Origin of the sequence: Bacteroides sp. D1, assembly GCF_000157095.2 — a bacterium.
Lineage (GTDB): Bacteria > Bacteroidota > Bacteroidia > Bacteroidales > Bacteroidaceae > Bacteroides > Bacteroides xylanisolvens.
In genome coordinates this window covers 565,431-590,013 of the sequence record NZ_JH114350.1, presented here as the reverse complement: position 1 = coordinate 590,013, position 24,583 = coordinate 565,431, and the positions used below count along the sequence as shown (strand labels likewise).

26 protein-coding genes and 1 pseudogene are annotated in these 24,583 nt (G+C 37.3%); 24 read left to right on the top strand and 3 right to left on the bottom strand.

All coding sequences use genetic code 11. The annotated features are described in order from the left end of the window. From BSAG_RS02555 to BSAG_RS02645, 21 genes and pseudogenes are all read left to right on the top strand, one after another. Positions 1 to 2,442 carry a GumC family protein gene (locus BSAG_RS02555; protein ID WP_004313213.1) on the top strand — a complete coding sequence of 814 codons (2,442 nt, stop codon included), beginning with the start codon at positions 1 to 3 and terminating at the stop codon, positions 2,440 to 2,442. A 39-nt stretch (positions 2,443 to 2,481) separates the two neighbouring features. Then, positions 2,482 to 2,994, top strand: a complete 513-nt coding sequence (locus tag BSAG_RS25810) for a hypothetical protein (RefSeq protein WP_232286466.1) — start codon at positions 2,482 to 2,484, stop codon at positions 2,992 to 2,994. After that, positions 2,981 to 3,400 carry a polysaccharide pyruvyl transferase family protein gene (locus tag BSAG_RS25805; RefSeq protein WP_032840255.1) on the top strand — a complete coding sequence of 140 codons (420 nt, stop codon included), beginning with the start codon at positions 2,981 to 2,983 and terminating at the stop codon, positions 3,398 to 3,400. The genes BSAG_RS25810 and BSAG_RS25805 overlap by 14 nt, the downstream gene beginning before the upstream one ends. After that, complete coding sequence (locus BSAG_RS02560) at positions 3,400 to 4,935, top strand: MATE family efflux transporter (RefSeq protein ID WP_004313215.1); 1,536 nt, start codon at positions 3,400 to 3,402, stop codon at positions 4,933 to 4,935. Before BSAG_RS25805 ends, BSAG_RS02560 begins: the two co-directional genes overlap by 1 nt. 62 nt (positions 4,936 to 4,997) lie before the next feature. Further along, positions 4,998 to 5,807, top strand: a complete 810-nt coding sequence (locus BSAG_RS02565) for a glycosyltransferase family 32 protein (protein ID WP_004313216.1) — start codon at positions 4,998 to 5,000, stop codon at positions 5,805 to 5,807. A gap of 14 nt (positions 5,808 to 5,821) precedes the next feature. Further along, positions 5,822 to 6,199, top strand: a complete 378-nt coding sequence (locus tag BSAG_RS02570; RefSeq protein ID WP_008997747.1) for an acyltransferase family protein — start codon at positions 5,822 to 5,824, stop codon at positions 6,197 to 6,199. A 122-nt stretch (positions 6,200 to 6,321) separates the two neighbouring features. Next, positions 6,322 to 6,792, top strand: a complete 471-nt coding sequence (locus BSAG_RS02575; RefSeq protein ID WP_225739724.1) for a hypothetical protein — start codon at positions 6,322 to 6,324, stop codon at positions 6,790 to 6,792. Between the two features lie 6 nt (positions 6,793 to 6,798). Then, positions 6,799 to 7,767: a glycosyltransferase family 2 protein gene (locus BSAG_RS02580; protein WP_004313218.1), complete on the top strand. Its 969-nt coding sequence runs from the start codon at positions 6,799 to 6,801 to the stop codon at positions 7,765 to 7,767. 1 nt (position 7,768) lies between these two features. Beyond that, a complete protein-coding gene (locus BSAG_RS02585; RefSeq protein ID WP_004313219.1) occupies positions 7,769 to 8,806 on the top strand; it encodes a hypothetical protein in 1,038 nt (345 codons plus the stop codon). Positions 8,807 to 8,849: 43 nt separating this feature from the next. Continuing rightward, positions 8,850 to 9,980, top strand: coding sequence for a UDP-galactopyranose mutase (gene glf / locus BSAG_RS02590; RefSeq protein WP_008770919.1), 1,131 nt, complete (start codon positions 8,850 to 8,852; stop codon positions 9,978 to 9,980). Between the two features lie 2 nt (positions 9,981 to 9,982). Continuing rightward, positions 9,983 to 10,987, top strand: a complete 1,005-nt coding sequence (locus BSAG_RS02595) for a hypothetical protein (protein WP_008018133.1) — start codon at positions 9,983 to 9,985, stop codon at positions 10,985 to 10,987. A gap of 58 nt (positions 10,988 to 11,045) precedes the next feature. Then, on the top strand, positions 11,046 to 12,239 hold the full coding sequence (locus tag BSAG_RS02600) for an O-antigen ligase family protein (protein ID WP_004313222.1): 1,194 nt from the start codon (positions 11,046 to 11,048) through the stop codon (positions 12,237 to 12,239). A gap of 172 nt (positions 12,240 to 12,411) precedes the next feature. Then, positions 12,412 to 13,470: a glycosyltransferase family 4 protein gene (locus tag BSAG_RS02605; RefSeq protein ID WP_004313223.1), complete on the top strand. Its 1,059-nt coding sequence runs from the start codon at positions 12,412 to 12,414 to the stop codon at positions 13,468 to 13,470. 10 nt (positions 13,471 to 13,480) lie between these two features. Next, on the top strand, positions 13,481 to 14,572 hold the full coding sequence (locus BSAG_RS02610; protein WP_004313224.1) for a glycosyltransferase: 1,092 nt from the start codon (positions 13,481 to 13,483) through the stop codon (positions 14,570 to 14,572). Between the two features lie 11 nt (positions 14,573 to 14,583). Continuing rightward, positions 14,584 to 15,163, top strand: a pseudogene (locus tag BSAG_RS02615) (putative colanic acid biosynthesis acetyltransferase). A 25-nt stretch (positions 15,164 to 15,188) separates the two neighbouring features. Beyond that, positions 15,189 to 16,304 (top strand): glycosyltransferase family 4 protein, encoded by a 1,116-nt coding sequence (locus BSAG_RS02620; RefSeq protein WP_004313226.1) that lies wholly within the window; start codon positions 15,189 to 15,191, stop codon positions 16,302 to 16,304. Beyond that, the gene (locus BSAG_RS02625) at positions 16,297 to 16,866 is read left to right on the top strand and encodes a DapH/DapD/GlmU-related protein (protein ID WP_008997745.1); all 570 of its coding nucleotides are present in this window, start codon (positions 16,297 to 16,299) and stop codon (positions 16,864 to 16,866) included. The genes BSAG_RS02620 and BSAG_RS02625 overlap by 8 nt, the downstream gene beginning before the upstream one ends. A gap of 8 nt (positions 16,867 to 16,874) precedes the next feature. Next, positions 16,875 to 17,354 (top strand): hypothetical protein, encoded by a 480-nt coding sequence (locus BSAG_RS02630; protein WP_004313228.1) that lies wholly within the window; start codon positions 16,875 to 16,877, stop codon positions 17,352 to 17,354. Positions 17,355 to 17,395: 41 nt separating this feature from the next. Then, positions 17,396 to 17,821, top strand: coding sequence for a glycosyltransferase (locus tag BSAG_RS02635; protein WP_229129660.1), 426 nt, complete (start codon positions 17,396 to 17,398; stop codon positions 17,819 to 17,821). A 30-nt stretch (positions 17,822 to 17,851) separates the two neighbouring features. Then, positions 17,852 to 18,607 carry a glycosyltransferase family 2 protein gene (locus BSAG_RS02640; protein WP_004313230.1) on the top strand — a complete coding sequence of 252 codons (756 nt, stop codon included), beginning with the start codon at positions 17,852 to 17,854 and terminating at the stop codon, positions 18,605 to 18,607. Positions 18,608 to 19,491: 884 nt separating this feature from the next. Then, positions 19,492 to 21,045 carry an ATP-binding protein gene (locus tag BSAG_RS02645; protein ID WP_004313231.1) on the top strand — a complete coding sequence of 518 codons (1,554 nt, stop codon included), beginning with the start codon at positions 19,492 to 19,494 and terminating at the stop codon, positions 21,043 to 21,045. Positions 21,046 to 21,051: 6 nt separating this feature from the next. Here BSAG_RS02645 and BSAG_RS02650 read toward each other — a convergent pair whose 3' ends face one another. Genes BSAG_RS02650 through BSAG_RS02660 form a run of 3 tightly spaced genes read right to left on the bottom strand, consistent with a single transcriptional unit; the run spans position 21,052 to position 21,917 of the window. Beyond that, on the bottom strand, positions 21,052 to 21,309 hold the full coding sequence (locus BSAG_RS02650; RefSeq protein WP_004313232.1) for a hypothetical protein: 258 nt from the start codon (positions 21,307 to 21,309) through the stop codon (positions 21,052 to 21,054). A 3-nt stretch (positions 21,310 to 21,312) separates the two neighbouring features. Continuing rightward, positions 21,313 to 21,675, bottom strand: coding sequence for a phage holin family protein (locus BSAG_RS02655; protein WP_004313233.1), 363 nt, complete (start codon positions 21,673 to 21,675; stop codon positions 21,313 to 21,315). Between the two features lie 32 nt (positions 21,676 to 21,707). Then, entirely contained in the window at positions 21,708 to 21,917 is a 210-nt protein-coding gene (locus BSAG_RS02660) for a YtxH domain-containing protein (protein ID WP_004297513.1), read from the bottom strand. A gap of 200 nt (positions 21,918 to 22,117) precedes the next feature. Here BSAG_RS02660 and BSAG_RS02665 point away from each other — a divergent pair, with 200 nt between their 5' ends. The 3 genes from BSAG_RS02665 (at position 22,118) to cysQ (ending at position 24,574) form a co-directional block, all read left to right on the top strand. Continuing rightward, positions 22,118 to 22,888, top strand: a complete 771-nt coding sequence (locus tag BSAG_RS02665) for an SDR family oxidoreductase (RefSeq protein ID WP_004313234.1) — start codon at positions 22,118 to 22,120, stop codon at positions 22,886 to 22,888. A 115-nt stretch (positions 22,889 to 23,003) separates the two neighbouring features. Further along, positions 23,004 to 23,498 carry an SPOR domain-containing protein gene (locus tag BSAG_RS02670; protein ID WP_004313235.1) on the top strand — a complete coding sequence of 165 codons (495 nt, stop codon included), beginning with the start codon at positions 23,004 to 23,006 and terminating at the stop codon, positions 23,496 to 23,498. A gap of 251 nt (positions 23,499 to 23,749) precedes the next feature. Continuing rightward, a complete protein-coding gene (gene cysQ, locus BSAG_RS02675) occupies positions 23,750 to 24,574 on the top strand; it encodes a 3'(2'),5'-bisphosphate nucleotidase CysQ (protein WP_008021977.1) in 825 nt (274 codons plus the stop codon). Positions 24,575 to 24,583 lie beyond the last annotated feature (9 nt).

Here is a 24,583-nt window from a genome sequence, read left to right as displayed (position 1 = left end):
ATGAAAGAGAATTCGTATGACAATAATATGAGTGAATTAGACGAAGAGAAAGTTAATTATCAGGAACTTCTCTTTAAGTATATAATTCATTGGCCTTGGTTTGTTGCTTCGGTTTTAGCTTGTTTTATTGGTGCTTGGATGTATTTGCATTTTCAAACTCCCGTGTATCAGGTTTCTGCTTCTATCATGATAAAGAATGATAAAAAGAATGGTGGTGGAAATACTGCAGATTTGGAAAGTTTGGGATTAGGTGGAGTGATTACTTCTACGCAGAGTATTGATAATGAGATAGAAGTGCTACGCTCAAAAACAATACTGAAAGAGGTCGTTAATAATCTGGAACTTTATATTACTTACTATGATGAGGATGAGTTTCCTAAAAAGGAACTGTATAAAACCTCTCCCGTAATTGTGAATTTGACGGCACAAGAGGCGGATAAATTGCCAAATGTAGCTTTGGTTGATATGAAGTTATCTCCAGAGGGTGGTCTGGATGTGAATCTAAAGATAGGCTTGAATGAATATAATAAGCATTTTGATAAACTTCCAGCAGTGTTACCTACGGATGCAGGTACATTTGGGTTTACATTGAAAGATTCTTTATCAAATGGGAAGATAGTAGGGCAAAGTGTAGTACGAAATATCAGCGCTGTAGTTAGTCAGCCTTTTGGGGTGGCAAAAGGATATCAGTGGGCATTGGAAATAGCACCTACCTCAAAAACGACTTCTGTAGCAGTTGTTTCATTGATGAATACGAATATACAGCGGGGACAGGACTTTATTAATAAGTTAATGGAAATGTATAATCGGAATACGAATAATGATAAAAATGAGGTTGCCGAAAAGACGAGAGAGTTTATCAATGAACGTATTAAGATTATTGATGAGGAACTTGGCACTACAGAGGATAAGCTGGAAGCTTTTAAAAGAAATGCAGGATTGACGGATATCAGTAGTGATGCCCAATTAGCAGTATCGGGAAATGCTGAATATGAAAGAAAACGTGTAGAAAATGGAACTCAAATTAATTTAGTTCGTGATCTTAATAAATATATCAATAATCCGTCGAATGAGTATGAAGTATTACCTAGTAATATTGGTTTATCCGATAATGGTTTAACTACTCAAATAGATCGTTATAATGAATTGATTATTGAACGTAAGCGTTTACTTCGTACTTCTACGGAAAGCAACCCGATGATTGTAAATCTGGATACAAGTATTCGTGCCATGAAAGCAAATGTAAAAGCTGCTATTGATGGGACTTTACAAGGCTTGCTTATCGTGAAGGCTGATCTGGATCGTGAGTCCAGTCGTTTTTCCCGTCGTATCAGTGATGCTCCGGGACAGGAGCGCCAGTATGTAAGTATTGCACGTCAGCAGGAAATCAAGGCTGGGCTTTATCTGATGCTTTTGCAGAAACGTGAAGAGAATGCTATTACTTTAGCCGCTACTGCGAATAATGCGAAGATTATTGATGAGCCAGCAGCTGAAGGTGCTCCAGTTTCTCCTAAGCCTAGGATAATCTACTTAATTGCTTTAGTGGTAGGAGTGGGATTGCCTGTTAGTATTATTTTTTTAATTGGTTTGACTAAATTTAAAATAGAAGGGCGTGGTGATGTAGAGAAGTTAACAAGTCTGCCTATTGTAGGTGATGTACCGTTGACAGAAGAAGCAAATGGTTCTATTGCTGTGTTTGAGAATCAGAATACTTTAATGAGTGAAACTTTCCGTAATCTCCGTACTAATCTTCAGTTTATGCTTGAGAATGATCAGAAAGTGATTTTAGTGACTTCGACAGTTAGTGGTGAAGGTAAATCTTTTATTTCTTCCAATCTAGCAATAAGTCTTTCTTTATTAGGAAAGAAAGTAGTGATTGTGGGGCTTGACATTCGCAAGCCCGGTTTGAATAAAATTTTTAATATTCCGAGGAAAGAGCAGGGAATTACTCAATATCTGTCGAATCCGGACAAGAATCTGATGGATTTCGTTCAGCCTTCGGATGTTAGTAAGAATTTGTTTATTCTTCCAGGAGGAACTGTACCACCTAATCCAACAGAGTTATTAGCTCGTGATAGTTTGGATAAAGCGATTGAGGTATTGAAAAAGAACTTTGATTATATAATTTTGGATACTGCCCCGGTTGGTATGGTAACTGATACTTTGCTCGTAGGTCGTGTGGCTGATTTGTCAGTTTACGTATGTCGGGCAGACTATACTCGGAAAGCAGAGTTTACCTTGATTAATGAATTGGCTGATAGTAATAAGTTGCCTAATCTTTGTACTGTAATCAATGGTTTGGATCTTCAGAAGAAAAAGTACGGCTATTATTACGGTTACGGTAAGTATGGCAAATATTATGGCTATGGTAAGCGTTATGGCTATGGTTATGGCTATGGGGAGACACACCATGGTGGTAAGGGAGAAAGGACAGAAGAATAGACGAATGTGATTTTGGAGAAGACAAATGAATTATATAATATGAGAATTAAACAATTACGCATAAAAGGTAGAATCATAAGATTATTTAGGCTTATTGTAAATACAGGTTATATGCTTTTGCATAAAAGAGCAGATGAGATTGTACTTAATGTGTCTATGAATTTGTTGTGTAATAAAGTGTTTCATAGTAATATAGGTGATGACATAAACTATTATCTTATAAAAGAATTGAGTCATAAACGTATATTGAATTATTGGGATTTTTTCAATCTACGGGAGCAGCCTAATTTTATGGTTATAGGTTCGATAATAGGTTGGATGACAAATAAAGATAGTATCATTTGGGGGAGCGGAGTGCGGGAACCGGATAATCCTTTGCCAGCTATTCCTCGTAAGGTATTGGCTGTTAGGGGGCCGCTTACACGCAAATACTTGATCTCACAAGGGGTGGAGTGCCCGGAGATATATGGAGATCCCGCTTTATTGTTACCTAAGATTTACCCTCTTCCATTTGTAAATAAAAAAATACCTAATAGGGGTGATTTTACATAAAAATGATCTAGGTAATTCTATTATAAAGGAATTTATTGAAAGAGAAAGAAACAAGGCGAGACAGATTGATATTAAACATTATAAGGATTGGAGGCAAGTGATAAAAGAGATCGTAGAATGTGAAATGATTATATCTAGCTCATTGCATGGTCTGATTCTGTCTGATGCGTATCATATTCCCAATATTTGGATTAAATTCTCTGATGAAACCTTTGATGGAAGTTTTAAATATTTGGATTATTTCGCTTCTGTGAAAAGGCCGATCGATAGACCACTAATCATACGATCACGTTTGGATTTATCGGATTTGCTTCAATATAAAGATAGTTATTCTCCTATTACTTTTGATGCTCAAAAATTGTTGTCTGTCTGTCCGTTTATAGATAAAAACAAAATTTTACCTTAATGTCAGGAAACGATAGAATCGCAAAGAATACAATATTCTTATATTTTAGAATGTTGTGTACAATAGTCGTATCATTATATACATCACGAATTATTCTCCAAACATTGGGTGTCAATGATTATGGTATTTATCAAACTGTGGGTGGAGTAGCAGGTTTATTAAGTTATATTATTAATGGTTCATTGGCATCCGGTTCATCGCGATTTATTACATTTGAAATGGGGAGGAGAGATAAGGGAAAGCTAAGTGATACTTTTTCCTCTTTATTGACTGTACATCTATTATTCGGCGTGGTCGTTGCTTTATTGGCAGAAACTATCGGATTATGGTTTTTATATAATAAATTAGTCATTCCCCCGGAACGATTTTCCGCTGCTGTATTTACATATCATTTATCTATATTAATGTCTATTGTCGGTATTACGCAGGTGCCATATACCGCTGTGATTATTGGACATGAGAAAATGAATATATATGCTTATACGAGCATTATTGAAGCTATATTGAAATTACTGCTTGTATATATACTCATGGTTTCCGATTGGGATAAATTAATGCTTTGCGCTTCATTGCTTTTTGTGGTTCAATGTGGTATTACTTTTTTTTATCGTTATTACTGTATTCGTCATTATGAGGAATCTCATTACCATTTCTCTTTTGACAAGTCTATTATAAAGAAAGTACTCGGCTTTTCATCGTGGAATTTGGTAGAAAACACTTCTATTTCATTAAATGCTCAAGGTACTACTATTCTTCTTAATATGTTTTTTAATTCGGGCATAGTGACAGGACGTTCAGTGGCCAATATTGTTTCTATGACAGCTAATTCATTTGTTAACAATTTCCGAACAGCAGCAAATCCGCAGATCGTTAAGAGGTTTTCGGCAAATGATTTTGATGGCAGTAAGCATTTATTGCTAATATCAACAAAATATTCATATTTTTTAATGTTGATATTAGCATTTCCAGTCTTTTTAGTTGCAAAGCAATTATTATATCTTTGGCTGGGACAAATACCTGATTATTCTGTTGTATTTCTGCAATTCGCAATTGTTACTACGCTTTTTGGAGTGTTTGACCAATCGTTTTACAGTGCGTTTACAGCAAAAGGTCAGATAAAGGAAACTACTATATGTTCCATTTGTGTCGGCTATTTATCCTTTCCTGTCATCTATGTTTTGTTCAAGTTAGGTTATTCTCCAGTTTCATTGTCCTGGGTCATGTTATTTTCATCTCTGATACTCGCTATTTTTATAAAGCCTTTCCTACTGGTGAAAATTATGGGATATACGTGGACAGATATTTTTGTTTTATTTAAATCTTGTATCATAGTAACTGTTGTTTCTGTGCCTATACCATTACTGTTATATATATTTAGAAATACATTGTTTCACACGCCATATTTGGATTTTTTTATCCTCTCAATAAGCGGCGTAGTTTGCGTAGCTTTGGCTGTTTGGTTTTTGGGTTTGGATGATGGCATACGTAAGAGAATACAAAACAATATTAAGATAAAGTTATTAAAAAGAAAATGATGAACTCGAGAATTGAACACATTGACTGTTTGAGAGGACTAGCCATTTTTTAACATTCTAATATGATACCTAAAATAATACATTATTGTTGGTTGAGTAACGACCCGATGCCTGCAGAGCTCAAACGTTGCATTAAAAGTTGGAAGAGAAAGCTTCCTGATTATAAAATAAAGAAATGGGATACACACAATTTTGATATTTATTCCATCCCTTTTGTAGCAGAAGCATGTAAGATGCGAAAATGGGCATTTGCTTGTGATTATATTCGTGTATATGTACTTTATACGGAAGGGGGAATATATATGGATTCAGATGTTTTTGTCAGGAATAGTTTAGACTTTTGTCTTGCTAACAGGGCATTTAGTGCGGTAGAGTGTTATCCGGACTTAGTGGAGAAAATTTATGCTGAAGGGTCGGTTGATGCGGAAGGTAACAAAAGAAAAGATATTCAATATATAGACGGAATTCAGATTCAGGCGGCTATTCTTGGTGCGGAAAAAGGACATCCTTTTATGAGGGATTGTATGAACTATTATCATGATAAGCATTTTATATTGCCGGATGGTTCATTGAATAATAAAATTATTTCTCCTTTTATTTTTGCAAATATTGCGATTGATTATGGTTTCAAATTTAAGGATGAAGAACAGGATTTGAAGAGTGGATTAAAAATTTATTCGTCAAGTTTGTTTGCAAGTAATATGGAGCTTATAACAGGGAAAGCCGTTGCAATACATTGCTGTGCCGGTAGTTGGCGTTGGATGCCTTCCTCATCAATGGCGTATGCTGTGCAGTATATGAAAGAAATAATCAAAAACATACTTTTCAGATTACATTTGAGAGGCGGCAAAACTAGAGGAACTTTGAAATAATTTGTATTTTTATTATGCGTATAGATTCACTTGATATTTTAAAAGGAATAGGTATTATCCTTGTGGTAGTTGGTCACATGATTGGGAATCAACTATATATCCGTCCATGGATATATGCATTTCACATGCCTCTTTTTTTCATGCTATCGGGATACTGCTTCAATATAGCGAAGCATCCTCAATTGTTACCGTTTGCTGTAAGTAGGGTTTGGACACTTCTCGTTCCTTGTGTTCTATATACGGTGGTTAGTCTTGTAGTTTCTCCGGAATATATTTGTGAAGGGAGATATTATGAACTGAAGACATTGCTTCCCGGCGCACTTTGGTTTCTTCCAATATTATTTATAGTAGAAGTTCTAGGGTATAACGTGGCTCGCTTTAAGGGGGGGTAAAAATATTTGTCATATTGTTATGCGTGGTCTTAGCTGCTTGCTTTCGTTTTTGGGAATTCCCTTTAACATATAGGCTTATTCAAATTCCAATGTGTCTTTTGTTCTATCTAATAGGAAATTCATTGAGAAAATATGCTATTGTTGAAAGGTTTTTGATGAATAGCAATTGGATGTCTTTGTGGAAATATTGTTTGTTGGGTTTGTTGGGGTGTGTTTTGACTTATGTATATGTGAGAACTGATGCGTTAAAACATAGTCAGGAAATTTTGAACTATTTTGAGATAGGGATGGTTCTTGCTTGTTTCAGCGCTATTGTCGGTGTAGCTTCATTCTCGGTTTTTTCTCTCAAAAGAATGCCTAAATTAGGAAATGTATTGATATATATAGGTAGAAATACATTGATAATTATGTCTGTTCAGGGTATATTTATATCATTAGCTGATTATTTTTTGCGTCCATTGATACCGTCGTTTGCTATCGGTAAGTTAGTTCAGTTTATTTTTGTATTTTCCTGCTGTTTGATAATGATACCACTAATCAATAAATACATTCCTGTACTAGCCGGTAAAGGGATAAAACATCGTTCACTTTAATTAAATATGTTTCTTTCAGTTATTATTCCTGTATACAACGTAGAACCTTATTTGCATCGTTGTATTGATAGTGTCATAGCCCAAGATATGAGTGATGAAATAGAATTGCTGTTGGTGGATGATGGCAGCAAAGATGCATCGGGGGCAATATGTGATGAATATGCATCGAAGTATAGTTGGATTCATGCTTTTCATATTCCCAACGGAGGAGTAGGCAATGCGCGTAATTATGGTATTGAACATGTTCAAGGTGAATACTTTACTTTTATAGACTCGGATGATTTTATTGATCCCGGTTTCTATAAAGAGGTGTTAAGGTTGCATCGTCAAACTCCTTCAGACGTATATTTATTTGGTTATAAGGATTATCCTCTTAATAGTAGCGATGGGCATAGGTTGAAACAATGTCGTTGTGATGATACTGAATCATTGGCGCAATTGTATTTAGATATGAAGAAAAACTATCTGATGTTTTCGGTTATCAACAAAATTTTTAATTCTATTGAAAATCGGAAACATCGATTTTTGACAAATATTCACTATTTTGAGGATTGCCTCTTTGCTCTTGATTGTCTGGGTAAAGCAAAATCTGTAGGAGTGATTGAGCAGGCTCCTTATAATTATGTGCATCATCCGGGGGAACATTTAGGCGGAAAATATACTGCACCGGAGGTGGTGGTTGAAGTAGCTCGTGAATTGAAGAGGCGAAGTGACTTACTTCCTCAAAGTGATGAACTGACTCAATATACAATTCTTGAATACTATAATAACATGCTTCATGCGGTTGATAGCAGCCGTGGCATAAAGCAAAGATTACAATATATACGCATACTTTTGAGGGAAATCGAGACGTTTGGTTTCAAGACTGAATTCAAGAAGTATCTAGGCAGGAGAAAAATACTGATGCAGTTCTCGAGTCCTGTAGGTGTACTTATGATGTGCCTCTTACGTAATTTAATCCTAAAATTCAGATGATATGTATCAAAATTATAAAGTTGTAGTGAATACGGCTGCAGGTCGCCGCCGTTATATGCAATATTTGGTTCCTCCCATTTTGAATGCTGATATTGTGGATCGGTATGATATATGGGTTAATACTCGCAATATGGTGGATATTGAGTTCTTTAAAAAGCTTGCGCAGAAATATCCGAAAGTTAATTTGGTGTGGCAACCGGACGGAGTTGTTAATGGCATTGCGAGCATTAATGCATTTTATCGTGATTGCTGCGACAAAGATACTATTTACATGAAACTTGATGATGATGTGGTATGGTTTGAACCCGAACTGTTTGAGAAGATGGTGAAGTTTCGTGTGGATAACCCAGAGTATTTTTTAGTATCACCGCTCGTAATCAATAACGCTTTGTCTACTTATCTTTTACAGGTGCATAATAAAATCAAGTTGGATAAGTATTATATGAGTATCTGTGGGGAGAGAACTATCTGCTTTGATGGCTGGTTTGCGGCAGATTTGCACGATTGGTTCATGGAGAAATATCTTATTGCCGGTAAATATCAAGAGCTGTATGTTGGTAAGCATCCTATGGGGATGGCTCGTTTTTCAATCAACTGTGTTTTATGGTTTGGTAATGAAATGGCTGAATTTAAAGGTGAAGTGCCAGGAGATGATGAAGAGTTTTTGAGTTGTATCAAACCAACTCAATTAGGTAAGGCTAACTGTTTTAATGGCGATGCTCTGATTGCTCATTTCGCTTTTGGACCTCAACGAGAGGGGCTTGATAAGATGGATATTCTGAATCGATATGGTAAAATATTGCATGATTTGTGGAAGCAGGATGAATCAATGCGTGAGATAGACATTTCTGTACAACAAATGATTAAGAAAGTTGAAGCGCGTGAAGCTGAATTGAACAGCCTTCCATCACCATATAAATGTATACCTAAAGTAAAAGTGCCTTTCTTCATGCGTTTAGGAAAAAAACTGCCGGAAAGGGTGAGATGTGCAATCAGAGAACTACAACGTAAACAGCGATATAAATTCATAGAAAGATAAAAAATATCTGTGAAAAAATCAGAATAGAAAAAACTAACATATTATGAAACAATATGATTATTTGATAGTGGGTTCCGGACTTTTTGGATCCACCTTTGCCTGTATGGCTAAACGACAAGGTAAGAAATGTTTGGTCATTGATAAGCGTCCACAGCTGGGTGGCAATCTTTATTGTGAAAATATAGAAGGGATAAATGTTCACCAATATGGAGCGCATATCTTTCATACTTCAAACAAAGAAGTGTGGGATTTTGTCAACTCTATAGTGGAGTTTAACCGATATACCAATTCACCGGTGGCTAATTATAAAGGCAAACTTTATAATCTCCCCTTTAATATGAATACCTTCTACCAGATGTGGGGCGTGACAACCCCTCTCGAAGCTGAAGCTAAATTGGAAGAACAGCGGACGGAAGCAAAAGTTGCTCTTAATGGTCGTGAACCTGAAAATTTGGAAGAACAGGCGCAGCTTCTTATTGGAAAAGATATTTATGAAACACTCATCATGGGATATACTGAAAAACAATGGGGACGACCTTGTACAGAATTGCCTGCTTTTATCATTCGTAGATTGCCGGTACGTATGGTATTCGATAATAACTATTTTAATGACAAATATCAAGGAATTCCAATTGGTGGGTATAATAAGCTGATTGAAGTCCTATTGGATGGTGTGGAGTGTCGTCTAAATTGTGATTTTGGGGAGAACCGTGAAGAACTGACAGCTCTTGCCGATAAGATTGTTTATACAGGTGCAATAGATGAGTTCTATGGTTATCGTTTGGGGCGTTTGCAATATCGCACCGTATCTTTTGAAACAGAGATCTATGATACTGCTAACTATCAAGGTAATGCTGTAGTGAATTATACTGACCGAGGAGTACCCTATACTCGTATCATTGAGCATAAACATTTTGAGATGTTCGGTCAGCAACTTTTTGATTGTCCGAAAACTGTAGTTAGCAAAGAGTATTCTGCAGAATGGAAACCCGGTATGGAGCCCTATTATCCGGTAAATGATACTCTGAATAATGATTTAGCCGATAAATATCGTGCGTTGGCAGCTCATGAAAAAGATATCATCTTTGGAGGTCGATTGGCTGAATATAAATATTATGATATGGCTCCTATTGTGAAAAGGGCTTTTGAAGTAGTTAGATCACAAGGTTTATAAAAATGAAGAAATACATACTTATTATTAAAACTATAGCAAATGATAAACTTAGTAAATCTTTAATAGGTGGTGGAGCAAGTGTTAAGGCTCCTCAAGATATACATAAAATTGCTTTACAAAATGGTTATGAAGAATATCCTATCATTTTGAGAGGGTATAAGAATAAGCTACTTTTTATTGTTGTTTTATTCCTAAAAATGATTCGTCTTGCTATCAATTTACCTAATGGTGCAACATTGTTGATTCAGTATCCAAGCTTAAATCCTAAAATGCTTTATTTTATTTTTCCTTTCTTGAAAAAAAAATATCTGATAACATTGTTGCATGATATTAATTCTGTAAGAGAAAAAGGGGAGCTATCGGGCTTTGAGAATAAGGTTTTGTCAAATTTTGATGAAATAATTGTGCATACACCTGAAATGCAAACTTATTTTGAGCAGCGATTGAGACCGGGCATTAAATATCATTATTTAGGTTGTTTCCCTTATATTGCAGTCCCAGATAAAGAAGCACGTCAGTTAAGTAAGCAGGTTTGTTTCGCAGGTAATATAGATAAGAGCGTGTTTTTTAGTGATTTTGTTTTTGAGAATAAAGATTTAGATCTTATAGTATATGGTTCTTGTTCCTCAAATAATGCTATGAAGAATAAATATGAGTATAAAGGAGTTTTTAAGCCTGATATGATTGGTCACTTAGAAGGGAGTTGGGGACTTGTTTGGGACGGAGATTCCACAGAAACCTGCTCTGGTACATGGGGGAGTTATCTTAAAATTATTGCACCTCATAAATTTTCGTTATATGTGTTAGCTGGATTACCATTAATAGTATGGAAGGATTCGGCGATGGCGAAATTGGTAGAGATGAAGAATCTTGGTATTACCGTGACATCGCTTTCAGAGATTTCTGCTAGAATTTCTGCTGTTTCAGATAATGATTATAAAGAATATTGTGCTAATATTCTAAAATTCCAGCCAGTTCTATTGAAGGGTGAAAATGTGTGTTTGTAGAACATTGGGTATTATAGCCATATAGGAGTGCATAATTTCTAGTAAATTTTATTATTATATGTTGGGTCTTAGCTTGGTAATAATTAATCGTGATATTAAGGAATATTGTTTTCCTTCCTTAATGGCTTTTTTTCTTATTTGTTCAAATTCAATTATTTTTCCTGGTATATATACATTACTCATTGCATTTGGGTATGTGGCATTTTACAAAATTAGATATGGAACCTTTACCATTAAATATTCAAAACTAAATATCTTACTTCTTTTAGCCTGCTATATTTCTGTATTTTCAAATTTATATATCGATTATCGCATTCTTATGTTTACTGGGATGATGCTTATTTGTGCACCATTTTATGTATCTAAAAAAGTCTTCTTATTTGAACGCAAAATTTTATCTGTAATTTTATTATTTTTTCCTGTTGTATCAATGATAGCTATGTATTGCTATCTAAAAGGCATAAATGCCTTTGCACAGGAGGGGGTACATATTGACCTCTCTTTTTCGGCTATTTATTATCATCCTATGTGGTTAGCTCCTATTGCAGGATTAGCTAATGTTATTTTGTTGTGGTGTCTATTTCAGTTACAAAATAAATGTTTCAGATGTATTGTGTTGTCTATTTTGTTACTGTCTATTTATGTCACTGTTGTTGCTGCCTCTCGTACTGCTCTTTTTGCATCCGTGATAACCATGGTGTTATACATTGTATACAATGCAAGAAATGTAAAAAAAATAATATTGTATTTGTTAGTTATAGGATTTCTTGCAACAATATCGATTCCTGTATATCTTGAGCATTCAACTCAAATACAAAATAAGTTTGAAGGGGGAAAAGGTGAAAAATATGGTTCTCGCTCTGCCCATTTTGGAGAGGGGTTTGATAAATTAAATGAATCTCCTCTTATTGGAAGTGGATTTGCAACGGCTTGGTATAGAGGCGTACTTCATAAAGGTCGATTGGAGAGTGGTAGCGGATGGTTGTCTATATTATTTCAATTAGGTGCCTTAGGTGCAATAATAATGTTATTCATTCTAAAGAAAGTAACTCGAGTTTTTAAATATATTAGACATGATCGAAGGTTACAATTGTTTGTTATTTCTTTACTTTTTCTGTGTTTGCATTCTTGTTTTGAGGGGTATTTATTAACTGTCGGTTATTATATAGGTTTTGTATTTTGGCTTCTAATTTCTCATATAATATGTTATCCGGATATGGTGAAGAAGTACAAATTAAATTTTGAATCATGAAAATGTTTTCTTTGGATACTTTTGTTTATAGTGTATTGTTCTTTTGTATTGATTGTGACGGGCTTGAATCTGTTTATAATATTTGATGTCATTCTGTCTTCATTCAGTTGATGTTCATGTGTTAATAGCTTATTTGTTATGATCTTTTTTATTTGCAAAATCTTGTTTTGAAATGAACTTATTTTTTTTCCAAAATTGTATTAGTCCGCATCAGATACCTTTTATCGAAGAACTGTCAGTTTTTACAGATGTTGATAGGGTAGTGGTGATAGCTCCTCGTGTGGATTACGATGATCGAAAGCTGATGGGATGGAAGACATCAAAATTGCTTGAGACAAAAGGTATAGAGTTTTTGATTACTCCTACTATGAAAGTAGTGCAAAGACTATATGAGGAATGCAAAGGTATTGAAACGTTTTGTTTTTTTTCTGGTATCAATGCTTTTCCTGAAATTGTGCCATGGATGAAACTCTCATTCAATTATTCTTTTAAGCGAGGAGTAATAACCGAGCCACCATTACTCTATAATCATCCACTATGGTTGCATAAACTAAGATTTGCATTGAAAGATTGGCGATACGTAAAGTATTTTGACTATTTATTGGTGATGGGCGATGAATTTGTGCCTTATTATCGCTTTTGGAGTAAAAAATGGAAAGTATTACCTTTTGTATATTGTACAGAGTGGAGAGAACGTATATATCCTATACCGACTTCAGAGAAGCTTAAGGTACTCTATGTGGGTAGTTTGTCAGATAGAAAGAATGTGGTGGAGATGTTTCAAGTGTTGTGTCAAAAGACTGATTTAGAGCTTGGTATTGTAGGTGACGGTGAGAAGCGAGCACAAATTGAGGAGATGAGTATGCAGGCTAATACAGAAGTAGTGCTTTATGGTATGCAACCGATGGAGAGGATCTCGGATATTATGCAACAATATGACGTACTGATTTTGCCTTCGAAGCATGATGGGTGGGGAGCTGTTGTGAATGAGGCGTTGATACTTGGACTATATGTGATAACAAGTAATCATTGTGGAGCTTCGTATCTATTAAAAGATAAGCAACAGGGTATGATATTTACTTTAGAAGAGGCACAGAGTTTAAGCAACGTGGCTGATGTTTGTATTGCAAAAAAAGATTGGATAAGGGAGACGGTAAATGAGCGTATTACATGGAGCAAAAACTACATCTCGGGTAAAGCAGTGGCGAACTATATAGTCCAAAATTTATAAATAAACGCTTATGAAAGTAATACATTATATTCCTAGTCTAGACCGTTCTTCAGGTGGTACAACTGCCTATATGCAGTTATTGACTAAAGAATTGACACGGTTGGTAGAACTCTATGTAGTGAGCCATGCTAGTGAGAATCCTGTAGTAATAGATAATTGTACGGTGTATTTCATTCCTGAATTTAGAAACTTCATGGGGATGAAACGACAGTGGAGAATATTGTTAACTCAATTACAGCCTGACGTGGTGCATGTAAACTGTTGTTGGATGCCTGCTTGTGCCTTTATACAAAAGTGGGCACAGGCATTGGGGTATAAAGTGGTGCTAACACCTCATGGTATGTTAGAGCCGTGGATTATGGCGCGTCATTATTGGACTCGTAAATTACCGGCACTGTGGTTTTATCAAAAGGCGGCAGTGATGAAGGCGGATGTATTGCACGCTACTGCAGAAAGCGAGAAGGAGAATTTACTGAAGTTGGGCTATAACAATAGGATTAAGATCATTGCTAACGGTATTGATGTAGAGAATATAGAGATGAAGTCATCATGGAAGCGGAATAAGGAGATTCTTTTCTTGAGTCGTGTACATGTGAAGAAGGGAATTAATTTTCTTCTTGAGGCAGTTGCTCAATTGAGGGAACAGGTAGAGGGGTATGTGATACGTATTGCTGGTGAAGGAGATGCTATCTACATTGATGAGTTAAAGCAATTAACAGAACGTCTTGGTATATCAAAACTAGTCTTCTTTGAAGGTGGTGTATATGGTAATCGTAAATGGGAATTATTCCGTCAAGCGGATCTTTTTATATTACCTACACATAGCGAGAATTTTGGTATTGTGGTGGCAGAGGCATTAGCTAGTGGTACACCTGCGGTAACAACAATGGGTACACCATGGAGTGAGTTAGAGAGTCGACGGTGTGGCTGGTGGACGAAAGTTGGTACAGAGGCAACCGTACAAGCACTTCGTAACTTTTTATCGCTTACTGAAAATGAGTTGGAGAAGATGGGACGTAATGGTCGTAAACTGGTAGAGGAGAAGTATTCGGCACGTAAGGTGGCAGAGGAGTTTGTGGAAATGTATAAATCAATTTTATGAAAAAGGATTTGATGGGATTTAAAACTCTATATTCGAAGAGGAATAAGTTTCGCAGATTGATATGGAGTATGGTTTGGACTTGTCTTGCCCGTCCGTTTCCCCGCTCTATGGCAATGGGATGGAAACGTATGCTGCTTCGTGCTTTTTGGGCAAAGATTGCATCTACGGCTGCAGTGTATGCTATTGCTAAAGTGTTCCAATCTTGGTTGCTGGCAATGGATGATTACCCCTGTTTGGCCGAGGGAGTAGATTGCTACAATACAGTACCCATTCGGATTGGGCGTAATGCTACGGTCAGTCAGCGGGCTTTCCTTTGCACTTCAGGACATGACATTACCGACTCACGTTATCATCAGACCAATGCTTCGATAGTGATTGAAGATAGGGCTTGGGTGTGTGCCGAAGCTTTTGTGGGACAAGGAGTGACTGTAGGAGAAGGTGCTGTATGTGCAGCACGTGCAGTAGTGATTAAAGATGTTGAATCATGGACTGTGGTTGGGGGGGAATCCGGCAAAGTTTATAAAGAAAAGGATGTTAATAAATATCAACAGGACACCCTTGTCTCTTATTTTATATAATCAGTTAGCTTGATGCTGCATAATATAATTGAGCTGACATGAAAGTAAATATAATAACAGGGCCTTTTGGCTGTCTACCCCCATATGCTATTGGAGCAGTGGAAAAATTATGGTACTCTATCGGTACAGATATGAGAAATAAGGGACATCAAGTCATCTTTATATCTAAGAAGCCACTAAAAGAGAGTTCTATGGATGATAATCTTCTTCTGCATGGCTATGAAAGAACTGGATCTTGGGTAAAAGACTTTGTTCTGGATTTTGTTTTTTCAATAAAGGCATTAAGTAAAATGCCTAAATGTGATATGCTTGTGCTTAATTCAATATGGAGCCCTATTCTTTGTCTATTATTTAAATGGAAGTATCGTAGGGCTTTATATAATGTGGCACGATTTCCGAAGAAACAGATGGGGGCGTATTTTGCTATGAGTAGTTTGGCATGTGTGTCAACTGCAGTTTACAATGCATTAATAGAACAGAGTCCGAGTATGAAATCTAGGGCTTGTGTCATACCCAATCCGATTGATACTCATATATTCTGTAATGAACACATGGTAAAAACTCTTTCAGATAGTCCGGAAGTGGTTTATTCTGGCAGAGTACATAAAGAAAAGGGACTGGATATATTAGTAAAAGCAGTGACAAGACTCCATGAGGTGGGGGTATCTGTTGGATTACGGATAATTGGTGCAACGAAAATAGAAGACGGAGGTAGCGGTGAAGACTATGTAGATTATTTAGAATCTTTGGTAAGAGGATACAGGATAACATGGGTGGAACCTATTTTCTCACCTAGTTTGTTGGCAAAAGAAATACGTAAAGGTGATATTTTTTGCTATCCTTCTATAGCTGGATTAGGTGAGACATTCGGTGTAGCCCCTCTTGAGGCAATGGGCTTAGGATTGGTTCCTATTGTTTCGAATTTAGATTGTTTTAAGGACTTTATAGTGGATAATGAGAACGGATTGGTCTTTGATCATACTGATGTACGATGTGATGAATTGTTAGCTAATTGTTTAATGCGCTTATTATCAGATGAAAAAATGTATTCAGAAATGTCAGCGAAAGCAATTAAAAAGTCTGCAGGTTTTAGTGTGAGTAGAGTGTCTGATATGTATATGAGTATTTTTAAAAAAGTATTAGGTGGTGAGTAAGCTTTATCATAAAAATAAAAACCAACGTGATGCGTATTCTAGCCCATGGCCAAAGAAAGAAGCAATCATGATTCGTATATGGGAAGTGGTTTGGACGCTTTTTGTAAGGTGGCTGCCAAAGCCTTTTTATCGGTGGCATATATTTCTATTGAAGTTGTTTGGGGCACATATTAGTGGTCATCCTTTTATTGCGCCTACTGCCCGTATATATGCCCCATGGCTTTTAACCGTAGGAGATAGGTCTTGTATAGCGACTCGAAGCGAAATATATAATTTGGGACCTGTTATTATAAAAGAGAGAGTAACCATAGCGCAGTATGCTTATATATGTAATGGATCCCATGATTTATCTGATAATAAATTACCTCTGGTTGTAGGTGATGTGGTTATTGACAATGATGTGTTTATTGGAGCAAGAGCCATAATTCTGCCAGGATTACATCTTTGTCGATATTCGGTTGTTGGTGCTGGCGCAGTACTTACCAAAAATACTACTGATTTTGGCATTTATGCAGGTAACCCTGCAAGATTTATAAAAGAAAGAAATATTTATGGTGAATAATCATTATTATGGTGGCTCTTATGTTGCATAAATCTCCTAAAATCTGTTTAGCTTGTTCGGCAGGCGGGCATTTACGTGAGCTACAATTGGCTATCGGTGCTATTCCCGAGCAATGGGATTGCTATTGGCTTACCTTAAAAACGACATCAACTAAAGCTTTTATGGCAGACAAGGAACATGTATTTTTAGTGAATTTTCAACCAGCAAAGAAATGGACACTGATAGTGAACTGTTTGCAAGCAATATTCTGGGTGCTGGTGAAACGCCCAGATGTAATCATTACTACAGGAGCTGGTGTGACTGTACCTACGGTTTTTTTCGCAAAAAAACTGTTGGGGACAAAAGTGATATTTGTTAATTCGGCTGCTGATGTGACACATGCTTCTAAAACTCCCGTATGGATAGAACGGTATAGTGATCTGTTTTTGGTCCAATGGGAAGAGATGCGGCAATTATTCCCTAATTCAATTTGTTGTGGTGTTTTATGATTTTTGCTAGTTTAGGTACAATGAACATAGCCTTCAATCGTATGGCAAAAGCCGTGGATGAATGGGCAGCTATAACTAAGGATGAGGTAATAGTACAAACTGGGTATACAGATTATCCCTACAAACATGCGAAAGCTTTTAAATTTTGTACAAAGGAGCAGATGAAGGGGTATATTTCTAGAGCTGATATATTAATACTTCAAGGTGGTTGGGGAGCAATATCGGAAGCGATGGAATTGAGGAAAAGAATAGTTGTGATACCAAGATATGACAAGGTAGAGCATATCCATGACCAGTTTCAATTAATTAGGAAATTGGATACTTTGGGATGTGTGCTAGGGGTATTTGACGAAAGGGAGCTTGCTGCAAAAATGGAACAGGCAAAAACATTTGAGTTTAAGCAAATAGAGAAAGGAGACGCACAGAAACTGATTGAGAAGAAACTGCAGGAGTGGTTTCCGAGATGACAATAATTAGCGAGTTCAAAATAGAATCTTATGAAAGTATCTATAATAACGTCGTGCTTTAATCGTGCGGCGACGATTCGTGGTGCCATAGAGAGTGTCTTGGCACAAGATTATAATAACATAGAGTTTATTGTTGTAGATGGGGCGAGTACGGATGGTTCGTTAGAGATTATTAGAGAATATGAAGGTCGTATCTCAACTATTATCTCGGAGCCCGATCATGGAATGTATGAAGCCATCAATAAGGGAATTCGTGTGGCTACAGGTGATGTAATTGGATTACTACATTCGGATGATTTCTTCTATGATAATGGGGTCATAAGCCGCATTGTGGAACACATGAAGACTACTCGAGCAGATTTTCTGTATGGTGATGGACTTTTTGTGAATCCTGATAATACAGACAAGGTGGTACGTAACTGGATTGGCGGTGATTATCGTTTATGGAAGGTACGCCATGGCTGGCTTCCATTACATCCTACTTGTTATATTCGCCGCGAGGTAATGATGAGACTAGGTCTCTATAACGAAAGTTATAAGATTGCTGCGGATAGTGAACTGTTGGTGCGTTATCTGATGACGGGCGGACTTTCTGTTACTTATTTGAAAGAGTATGTTGTACGTATGCGCATGGGCGGACTTTCTACCGATAGTGCTAAGCGTAAGAAAATGTGGGGAGAAGACATTAGAGTGTATTCCTCTCACGGTCTATGGCCTACTCTGACTAAATTAGAGAAGATGGCATGGAAAGTACCACAGTTTGTGTTGGCATTATTGAAAGGATAATGGCAATTAAATGAGATTGGTTGCTGATTTGTGCAGAGTAACTAGCTATTTTCTAAAAATAGCTCCTGAAGATTATTAGCTTATAATATAACGATACATGTAGGTCCCTAACTTCATGCTACACACATGAATCCCCCTACATTTTGCAGGTTGGGAAAAATACAGCGGTATATTCCTGATCTGTCCCCCTCATATTAGCAAAATGCTGATATGTATTCTAAATATATCAACTGTCTGTGAAGATCGTTGATATATTGCTTTTAGAGGGTATGATGTTTGATACTTTATTTCTATTTAAAATTTATAGAAATAAAAAGAGGAAAATGGATTGAGTTTTAAGAGACACCTGATTATGTGAAAGAAGATATCCGTATTGGATTAGAACAGTATAAGAGGGGAGAATGTCGTAGTATTTCTTCTTTTATGAATAAGTATGAGAAATGAGTCAGTATAATCTCATTATATCTCCTAGAGCAGAGGAACGCATTGATTCGGTAATTGATTTTTTATTAATTGAGTGGGGATTTCAGTCGCAGCAAAAAAAATATTGCAGAGTTAAAACATTGTTTTAAAATTATAGAAATAAATCCTTTCACTTTTCCTTATATATAAGATAATATGATTGTGCGACAATGTTTAGTTACTCCATTAAGTAAATTATATTATTCAGTTCAAGGAGAAGATATTATTATATTATCACTTGAAGATGCTCGAATAAATCCCAAGAATATAAGATTCTAATTGAAATACGCTTGCAACTTCTGTTCCTGAATATAGCTCATCTAAAAGTTTTTTCTATCATAGAATTAAAATCACTGCTAGCTTTGTGTTATAGAATGAAAGCTGTATATTTGTATGCACCATAATTAAAAGGTTGTACATGTATGAGCAATAAAATATATCCTATTGGTATCCAGAACTTCGAGAAAATCCGTCAAGACGGTTATTTCTATGTTGATAAAACGGCCTTGATGTATCAAATGGTAAAGACCGGGAGTTATTACTTTTTGAGTCGTCCGCGACGTTTTGGAAAGAGTCTGCTGATCTCTACTTTGGAAGCATATTTTCAAGGGAAGAAGGAACTGTTTACGGGACTGATGGTGGAGAAGCTCGAAAAAGATTGGATAGAACATCCAATTTTGCATCTTGACCTTAATATCGAGAAGTATGATGCTTTGGAGAGTCTGGATAATATTCTAGATAAATCGTTGACCGCTTGGGAAAAACTTTATGGTGCCGAACCATCGGAACGTTCGTTCTCCCTACGCTTTGCCGGTATTATAGAGCGTGCTTGCCAGAAGACCGGACAACGGGTAGTTATTCTGGTGGATGAATATGACAAGCCGATGCTGCAGGCCATTGGCAATGAGGACTTACAGAAGCAATTCCGGGATACGTTGAAGCCTTTCTACGGAGCTTTGAAGACGATGGACGGCTGCATCAAGTTTGCGTTGTTGACCGGGGTGACAAAATTTGGCAAGGTGAGCGTGTTCAGCGACTTGAATAACTTGAAGGATATTTCAATGGATGAACGCTTTGTGGATATTTGCGGCATCACGGAGAAAGAAATACATGACAACCTGGAGGAGGAATTGCATCAGTTGGCAGAAAAGCAGAAGATGAGTTATGAGCAGGTGTGCGCAGAATTGAAAGAATGTTATGATGGTTACCACTTTATGGAACATACCATCGGGATCTATAACCCTTTCAGTCTGTTGAACACGTTTGATAAGATGAAGTTCGGCAGCTACTGGTTTGAGACGGGGACACCCACTTATCTAGTGAACTTGTTGAAGAAGCATCACTATGATTTGGAACGGATGGCTCATGAGGAAACAGACGAACAGGTGTTGAACAGTATCGACTCGGAATCTAGTAATCCCATTCCAGTGATTTATCAGAGCGGATATCTTACCATTAAGGGGTATGACGAAGAGTTTGGCATATACCGTTTAGGTTTTCCGAATCGTGAAGTGGAAGAGGGGTTTGTCCGTTTCTTACTTCCTTATTATGCGAACGTAAATAAGGTGGAGTCTCCTTTTGAAATTCAGAAGTTTGTCCGTGAAGTACGTTCCGGTGACTATAACTCTTTCTTCCGACGGCTGCAAAGTTTCTTTGCGGACACTGGTTATGACGTGATTCGCGAGCAGGAGTTACATTACGAAAATGTGCTTTTTATCGTTTTCAAACTCGTGGGCTTTTATACTAAAGTGGAATATCATACAAGCGAAGGGCGTATCGACCTTGTGTTGCAAACGGATAAATTTATATATGTCATGGAATTTAAACTGAATGGTACGGCAGAAGAAGCCCTGAAACAGATTAATGAGAAACATTATTCACTTCCTTTTGAAGCGGATAATCGTAAGCTTTTTAAAGTGGGTGTGAACTTTAGTTCGCAAACAAGAAATATAGAAAAATGGATAGTGGAAGAGTAGTTCCTTTTATTTCAAATTCCTAAAATACGCCCGTATCTTCCGCATAATCTTGATTCCCATCACTACGCCATCGAATACAGCCATACCGGTATTGAACGAACGCATGATTGCATCCGCCTTATTGGTTGCCGGAGCAAGTGGGGCAAATATTTCGCGTGTAGTAGCTGTCATGGCCTTTTTTTGAGCATGGATCTCATTTAAAAGCTTTTTTTTACGTTCGGCAATCTCTTCTAATGTAAATTTCTGCGGGGTCTGCGCATTCATAATTTATTTATTTGAATCAGTTAAAAATAAATTAGCGAGGAAGTTCACCATCGGAGAAATGATGAGCTGCTTGCGGAAAATAATAACCAGGGCGATGAGAACAACATTGATGCCTGCAATGATGGCGAAACTCGACATCAGACCGCCCACTAAAGGCTCCAATATATAAGCAAGAGCAAAAAGCAGATAAAACAGAGCCACCATGCCAAGGATAATAAGTATTAATATCATAATTAACGTGGAAAAAAGTATGGTTAACTTCTCCGTCAATTCTAATTTGGTATATTCTTTTTGAAGCTCTAGATATTTCTTGAACTCGAAAAACAACTGCTGAAAATTCTCAATACTTTTATCGTCTGCAAACATGGTCGCTCTGTTTTTAGTCTTTGATTACTCACTTATTCTGCTATTTCTCCTTTCATCTCCGCAGCAATCTCATCAACGAGAGTTTCCATTTCGCTGCGATTCAGTTTGATTCCCTTTTTACGAAGAATCTCTGCGATTTTGTGACGGGTGTCTTCTCCTTTTTCAGGAGCAAATAAAATACCAAGGGCTGCGCCTACGGCTGCACCACCCAGAAAAGCTGCTAAAACATTCAATCCTTTCATAATGTATAATGTTTAAAATGATTATGATACAACAAATATAACATTTTTATGGAAAGGTTGTTCGTGAAAACTGAAATTTTTTGCTACGTTTTATAATTCTTTTTTTCTTTTATGGTTTAATCTTATTTAACTGACTTTCGTAGCTAACCTTTGAAGGTTAAGGCGTACTTTTGTTTTCGAATATTGTAAATCAAAACATAATGGAAGCTAAGATTGTTTTTATAACCGGTGCCAGTAGCGGAATTGGCGAAGGTTGTGCCCGTAAATTTGCGAAGGAGGGATGGAATCTGATTCTGAATGCCCGTACCGTTTCGAAACTGGAAGAACTGAAAGCTGAACTGGAAGCGACGCATGGTGTACGGGTCTATATATTGCCCTTTGATGTGCGCGACCGGAAGCTGGCTGCCGCCTCTTTAGAATCATTGCCCGAAGAATGGAAGGCGATTGATGTGTTGGTGAACAACGCCGGGCTGGTGATCGGTGTGGATAAGGAATTCGAGGGTAACCTGGATGAATGGGATATCATGATCGATACGAATATAAGAGGATTGCTGGCAATGACGCGTTTGGTGGTTCCCGGTATGGTAGAACGCGGGCGCGGACATATTATTAATATCGGATCTATTGCCGGTGATGCCGCTTATCCGGGTGGGAGTGTGTATTGCGCAACGAAAGCTGCCGTGAAGGCTCTTTCGGACGGACTCCGGATTGATTTGGTGGATACTCCGTTGAGAGTGACGAACATCAAACCGGGAATGGTGGAGACAAACTTTACAGTGGTGCGTTATCGGGGAGATAAGGAAGCTGCCGATAATTTTTATAAAGGGATTCGTCCGTTGACGGGAGATGACATTGCGGAAACAGTTTATTTTGCCGCGTCGGCTCCTGCGCATATTCAGATTGCGGAGGTACTTTTGATGCCTACTTATCAGGCAACGGGTACTATTTCGTATAAGAAAAAGCCGGAATAGATGTTTTTTTGACGGATTTCTTTGCCGGATGATAAAATTTCTATTATTTTGTTGCCCGAAACTAAATGTAATAGACGAAAATATTGAATTATTAATTAAAACAGAGTATAGGATTATGAAAAAATTAGTCGTATTAGGAATGGGAGTATGCTTGGTGCTAGCATTTGCATCTTGTAAATCCAGCGAAAGTGCCTATAAGAAAGCTTACGAAAAAGCGAAACAACAAGAATTGGCAGAACCGCAGGTGGAAGCTCCGGTAGAAGTAACTCCGGTGGTTGCAGCTCCTGTGACAACTACTAAAGTGGCAGATACATCCGGCGTTCGTCAGGAAAAGGTTACAGTGGTTTCCGGCAACGAAGGGTTGAAAGATTATAGCATCGTAGCAGGTAGCTTTGGTGTGAAAGCGAATGCTGAAGGCCTGAAAGATTGGTTGGATGGACAAGGATATCACTCTACGATTGCATTTAATGCTGACAAGGCAATGTATCGCGTTATCGTGAATTCATTTGCTGATAAGGCTGCTGCTGCTGAAGCTCGCGACGCATTCAAGGCTAAATATCCGAACCGTTCGGATTTCCAGGGTGCTTGGTTGCTGTATCGCGTATATTGATTTCTTTTTGGTAATATATATTGGAAAGAACGAACGTTTTTTTCCGAATAAGAAGGCGGTAACTGGGAAGTTACTGCTTTTTTATTGAAAATGAGTGACTTCTTCGTTTAGATATTTTTATCTTTCTACTAAAAGAAGTTATAAATGATAGGAGGGAAACTTTTATAGCAAAGAAAGTTTTTACTTTTGTCAATTCTTAATTTGGAGAATGTATTGCCTGAATGTGAATAGGGCATTAATTTAGAGATTGAATGGAACAAAAATATGTAATGGCTGCTATCGACGCGGCTTTAAAAGCAGGTGAAAAGATTCTTTCTATTTATAATGATCCGGCATCGGACTTTGAAATAGAGAGAAAGGCCGATAACTCTCCGCTAACTATAGCAGACAGAAAAGCGCATGAAGCAATTGTGGCTATTCTGAATGATACTCCTTTTCCTGTTCTTAGTGAAGAAGGGAAGCATTTAGGGTATGAGACTCGACGTGAGTGGGATACTTTATGGATTGTAGATCCGCTGGATGGAACGAAGGAGTTTATTAAGCGTAATGGAGAATTTACGGTAAATATCGCTTTGGTGCAGAATTCTGTGCCTGTGTTCGGTGTTATTTATGTGCCTGTGAAAAAAGAACTTTATTTCGGGATTGAAGGTGCAGGGGCTTATAAATGTTCCGGTATTGTCAGTTGGGAAGGTGACGGCGTGGCATTGGAAGAACTGGTTGCGAAATCGGAACGGTTACCTTTGAAGGAAGTGCACGATCATCTGATTGTGGTTGCTTCACGTTCGCACCTGTCGCCTGAAACAGAATCATATATTGCAGATTTAAAGAAGAAACACGGCAGTGTGGAGTTGATTTCGAGTGGAAGTTCTATTAAAATCTGTCTGGTTGCTGAAGGAAAGGCTGATGTATATCCGCGTTTCGCTCCGACGATGGAGTGGGATACGGCTGCAGGGCATGCGATAGCCCGTGCCGCAGGGATGGAAGTATATCAGGCTGGCAAGGAAGAACCTCTACGATATAACAAGGAGGATTTATTGAATCCGTGGTTTGTTGTTGAGCCAAAAAGAGAACACTAAATAATGTTT

Bases quoted from the DNA above. Each gene is read 5' to 3' on its own strand.
- BSAG_RS02570 (WP_008997747.1), top strand. From the start codon at position 5,822: ATGCGTATAGATTCACTTGATATTTTAAAAGGAATAGGTATTATCCTT.
- BSAG_RS02635 (WP_229129660.1), top strand. From the start codon at position 17,396: ATGGCAAAAGCCGTGGATGAATGGGCAGCTATAACTAAGGATGAGGTA.
- glf (WP_008770919.1), top strand. From the start codon at position 8,850: ATGAAACAATATGATTATTTGATAGTGGGTTCCGGACTTTTTGGATCC.
- BSAG_RS02555 (WP_004313213.1), top strand. From the start codon at position 1: ATGAAAGAGAATTCGTATGACAATAATATGAGTGAATTAGACGAAGAG.
- BSAG_RS02585 (WP_004313219.1), top strand. From the start codon at position 7,769: ATGTATCAAAATTATAAAGTTGTAGTGAATACGGCTGCAGGTCGCCGC.
- BSAG_RS02600 (WP_004313222.1), top strand. From the start codon at position 11,046: ATGTTGGGTCTTAGCTTGGTAATAATTAATCGTGATATTAAGGAATAT.
- BSAG_RS02610 (WP_004313224.1), top strand. From the start codon at position 13,481: ATGAAAGTAATACATTATATTCCTAGTCTAGACCGTTCTTCAGGTGGT.
- BSAG_RS02655 (WP_004313233.1), bottom strand. From the start codon at position 21,675: ATGTTTGCAGACGATAAAAGTATTGAGAATTTTCAGCAGTTGTTTTTC.
- BSAG_RS02560 (WP_004313215.1), top strand. From the start codon at position 3,400: ATGTCAGGAAACGATAGAATCGCAAAGAATACAATATTCTTATATTTT.
- BSAG_RS02665 (WP_004313234.1), top strand. From the start codon at position 22,118: ATGGAAGCTAAGATTGTTTTTATAACCGGTGCCAGTAGCGGAATTGGC.
- BSAG_RS02670 (WP_004313235.1), top strand. From the start codon at position 23,004: ATGAAAAAATTAGTCGTATTAGGAATGGGAGTATGCTTGGTGCTAGCA.
- BSAG_RS02630 (WP_004313228.1), top strand. From the start codon at position 16,875: ATGGTGGCTCTTATGTTGCATAAATCTCCTAAAATCTGTTTAGCTTGT.
- BSAG_RS02645 (WP_004313231.1), top strand. From the start codon at position 19,492: ATGAGCAATAAAATATATCCTATTGGTATCCAGAACTTCGAGAAAATC.
- cysQ (WP_008021977.1), top strand. From the start codon at position 23,750: ATGGAACAAAAATATGTAATGGCTGCTATCGACGCGGCTTTAAAAGCA.
- BSAG_RS02580 (WP_004313218.1), top strand. From the start codon at position 6,799: ATGTTTCTTTCAGTTATTATTCCTGTATACAACGTAGAACCTTATTTG.
- BSAG_RS25810 (WP_232286466.1), top strand. From the start codon at position 2,482: ATGAGAATTAAACAATTACGCATAAAAGGTAGAATCATAAGATTATTT.
- BSAG_RS02660 (WP_004297513.1), bottom strand. From the start codon at position 21,917: ATGAAAGGATTGAATGTTTTAGCAGCTTTTCTGGGTGGTGCAGCCGTA.
- BSAG_RS02620 (WP_004313226.1), top strand. From the start codon at position 15,189: ATGAAAGTAAATATAATAACAGGGCCTTTTGGCTGTCTACCCCCATAT.
- BSAG_RS02565 (WP_004313216.1), top strand. From the start codon at position 4,998: ATGATACCTAAAATAATACATTATTGTTGGTTGAGTAACGACCCGATG.
- BSAG_RS02650 (WP_004313232.1), bottom strand. From the start codon at position 21,309: ATGAATGCGCAGACCCCGCAGAAATTTACATTAGAAGAGATTGCCGAA.
- BSAG_RS02640 (WP_004313230.1), top strand. From the start codon at position 17,852: ATGAAAGTATCTATAATAACGTCGTGCTTTAATCGTGCGGCGACGATT.
- BSAG_RS02605 (WP_004313223.1), top strand. From the start codon at position 12,412: ATGAACTTATTTTTTTTCCAAAATTGTATTAGTCCGCATCAGATACCT.
- BSAG_RS02595 (WP_008018133.1), top strand. From the start codon at position 9,983: ATGAAGAAATACATACTTATTATTAAAACTATAGCAAATGATAAACTT.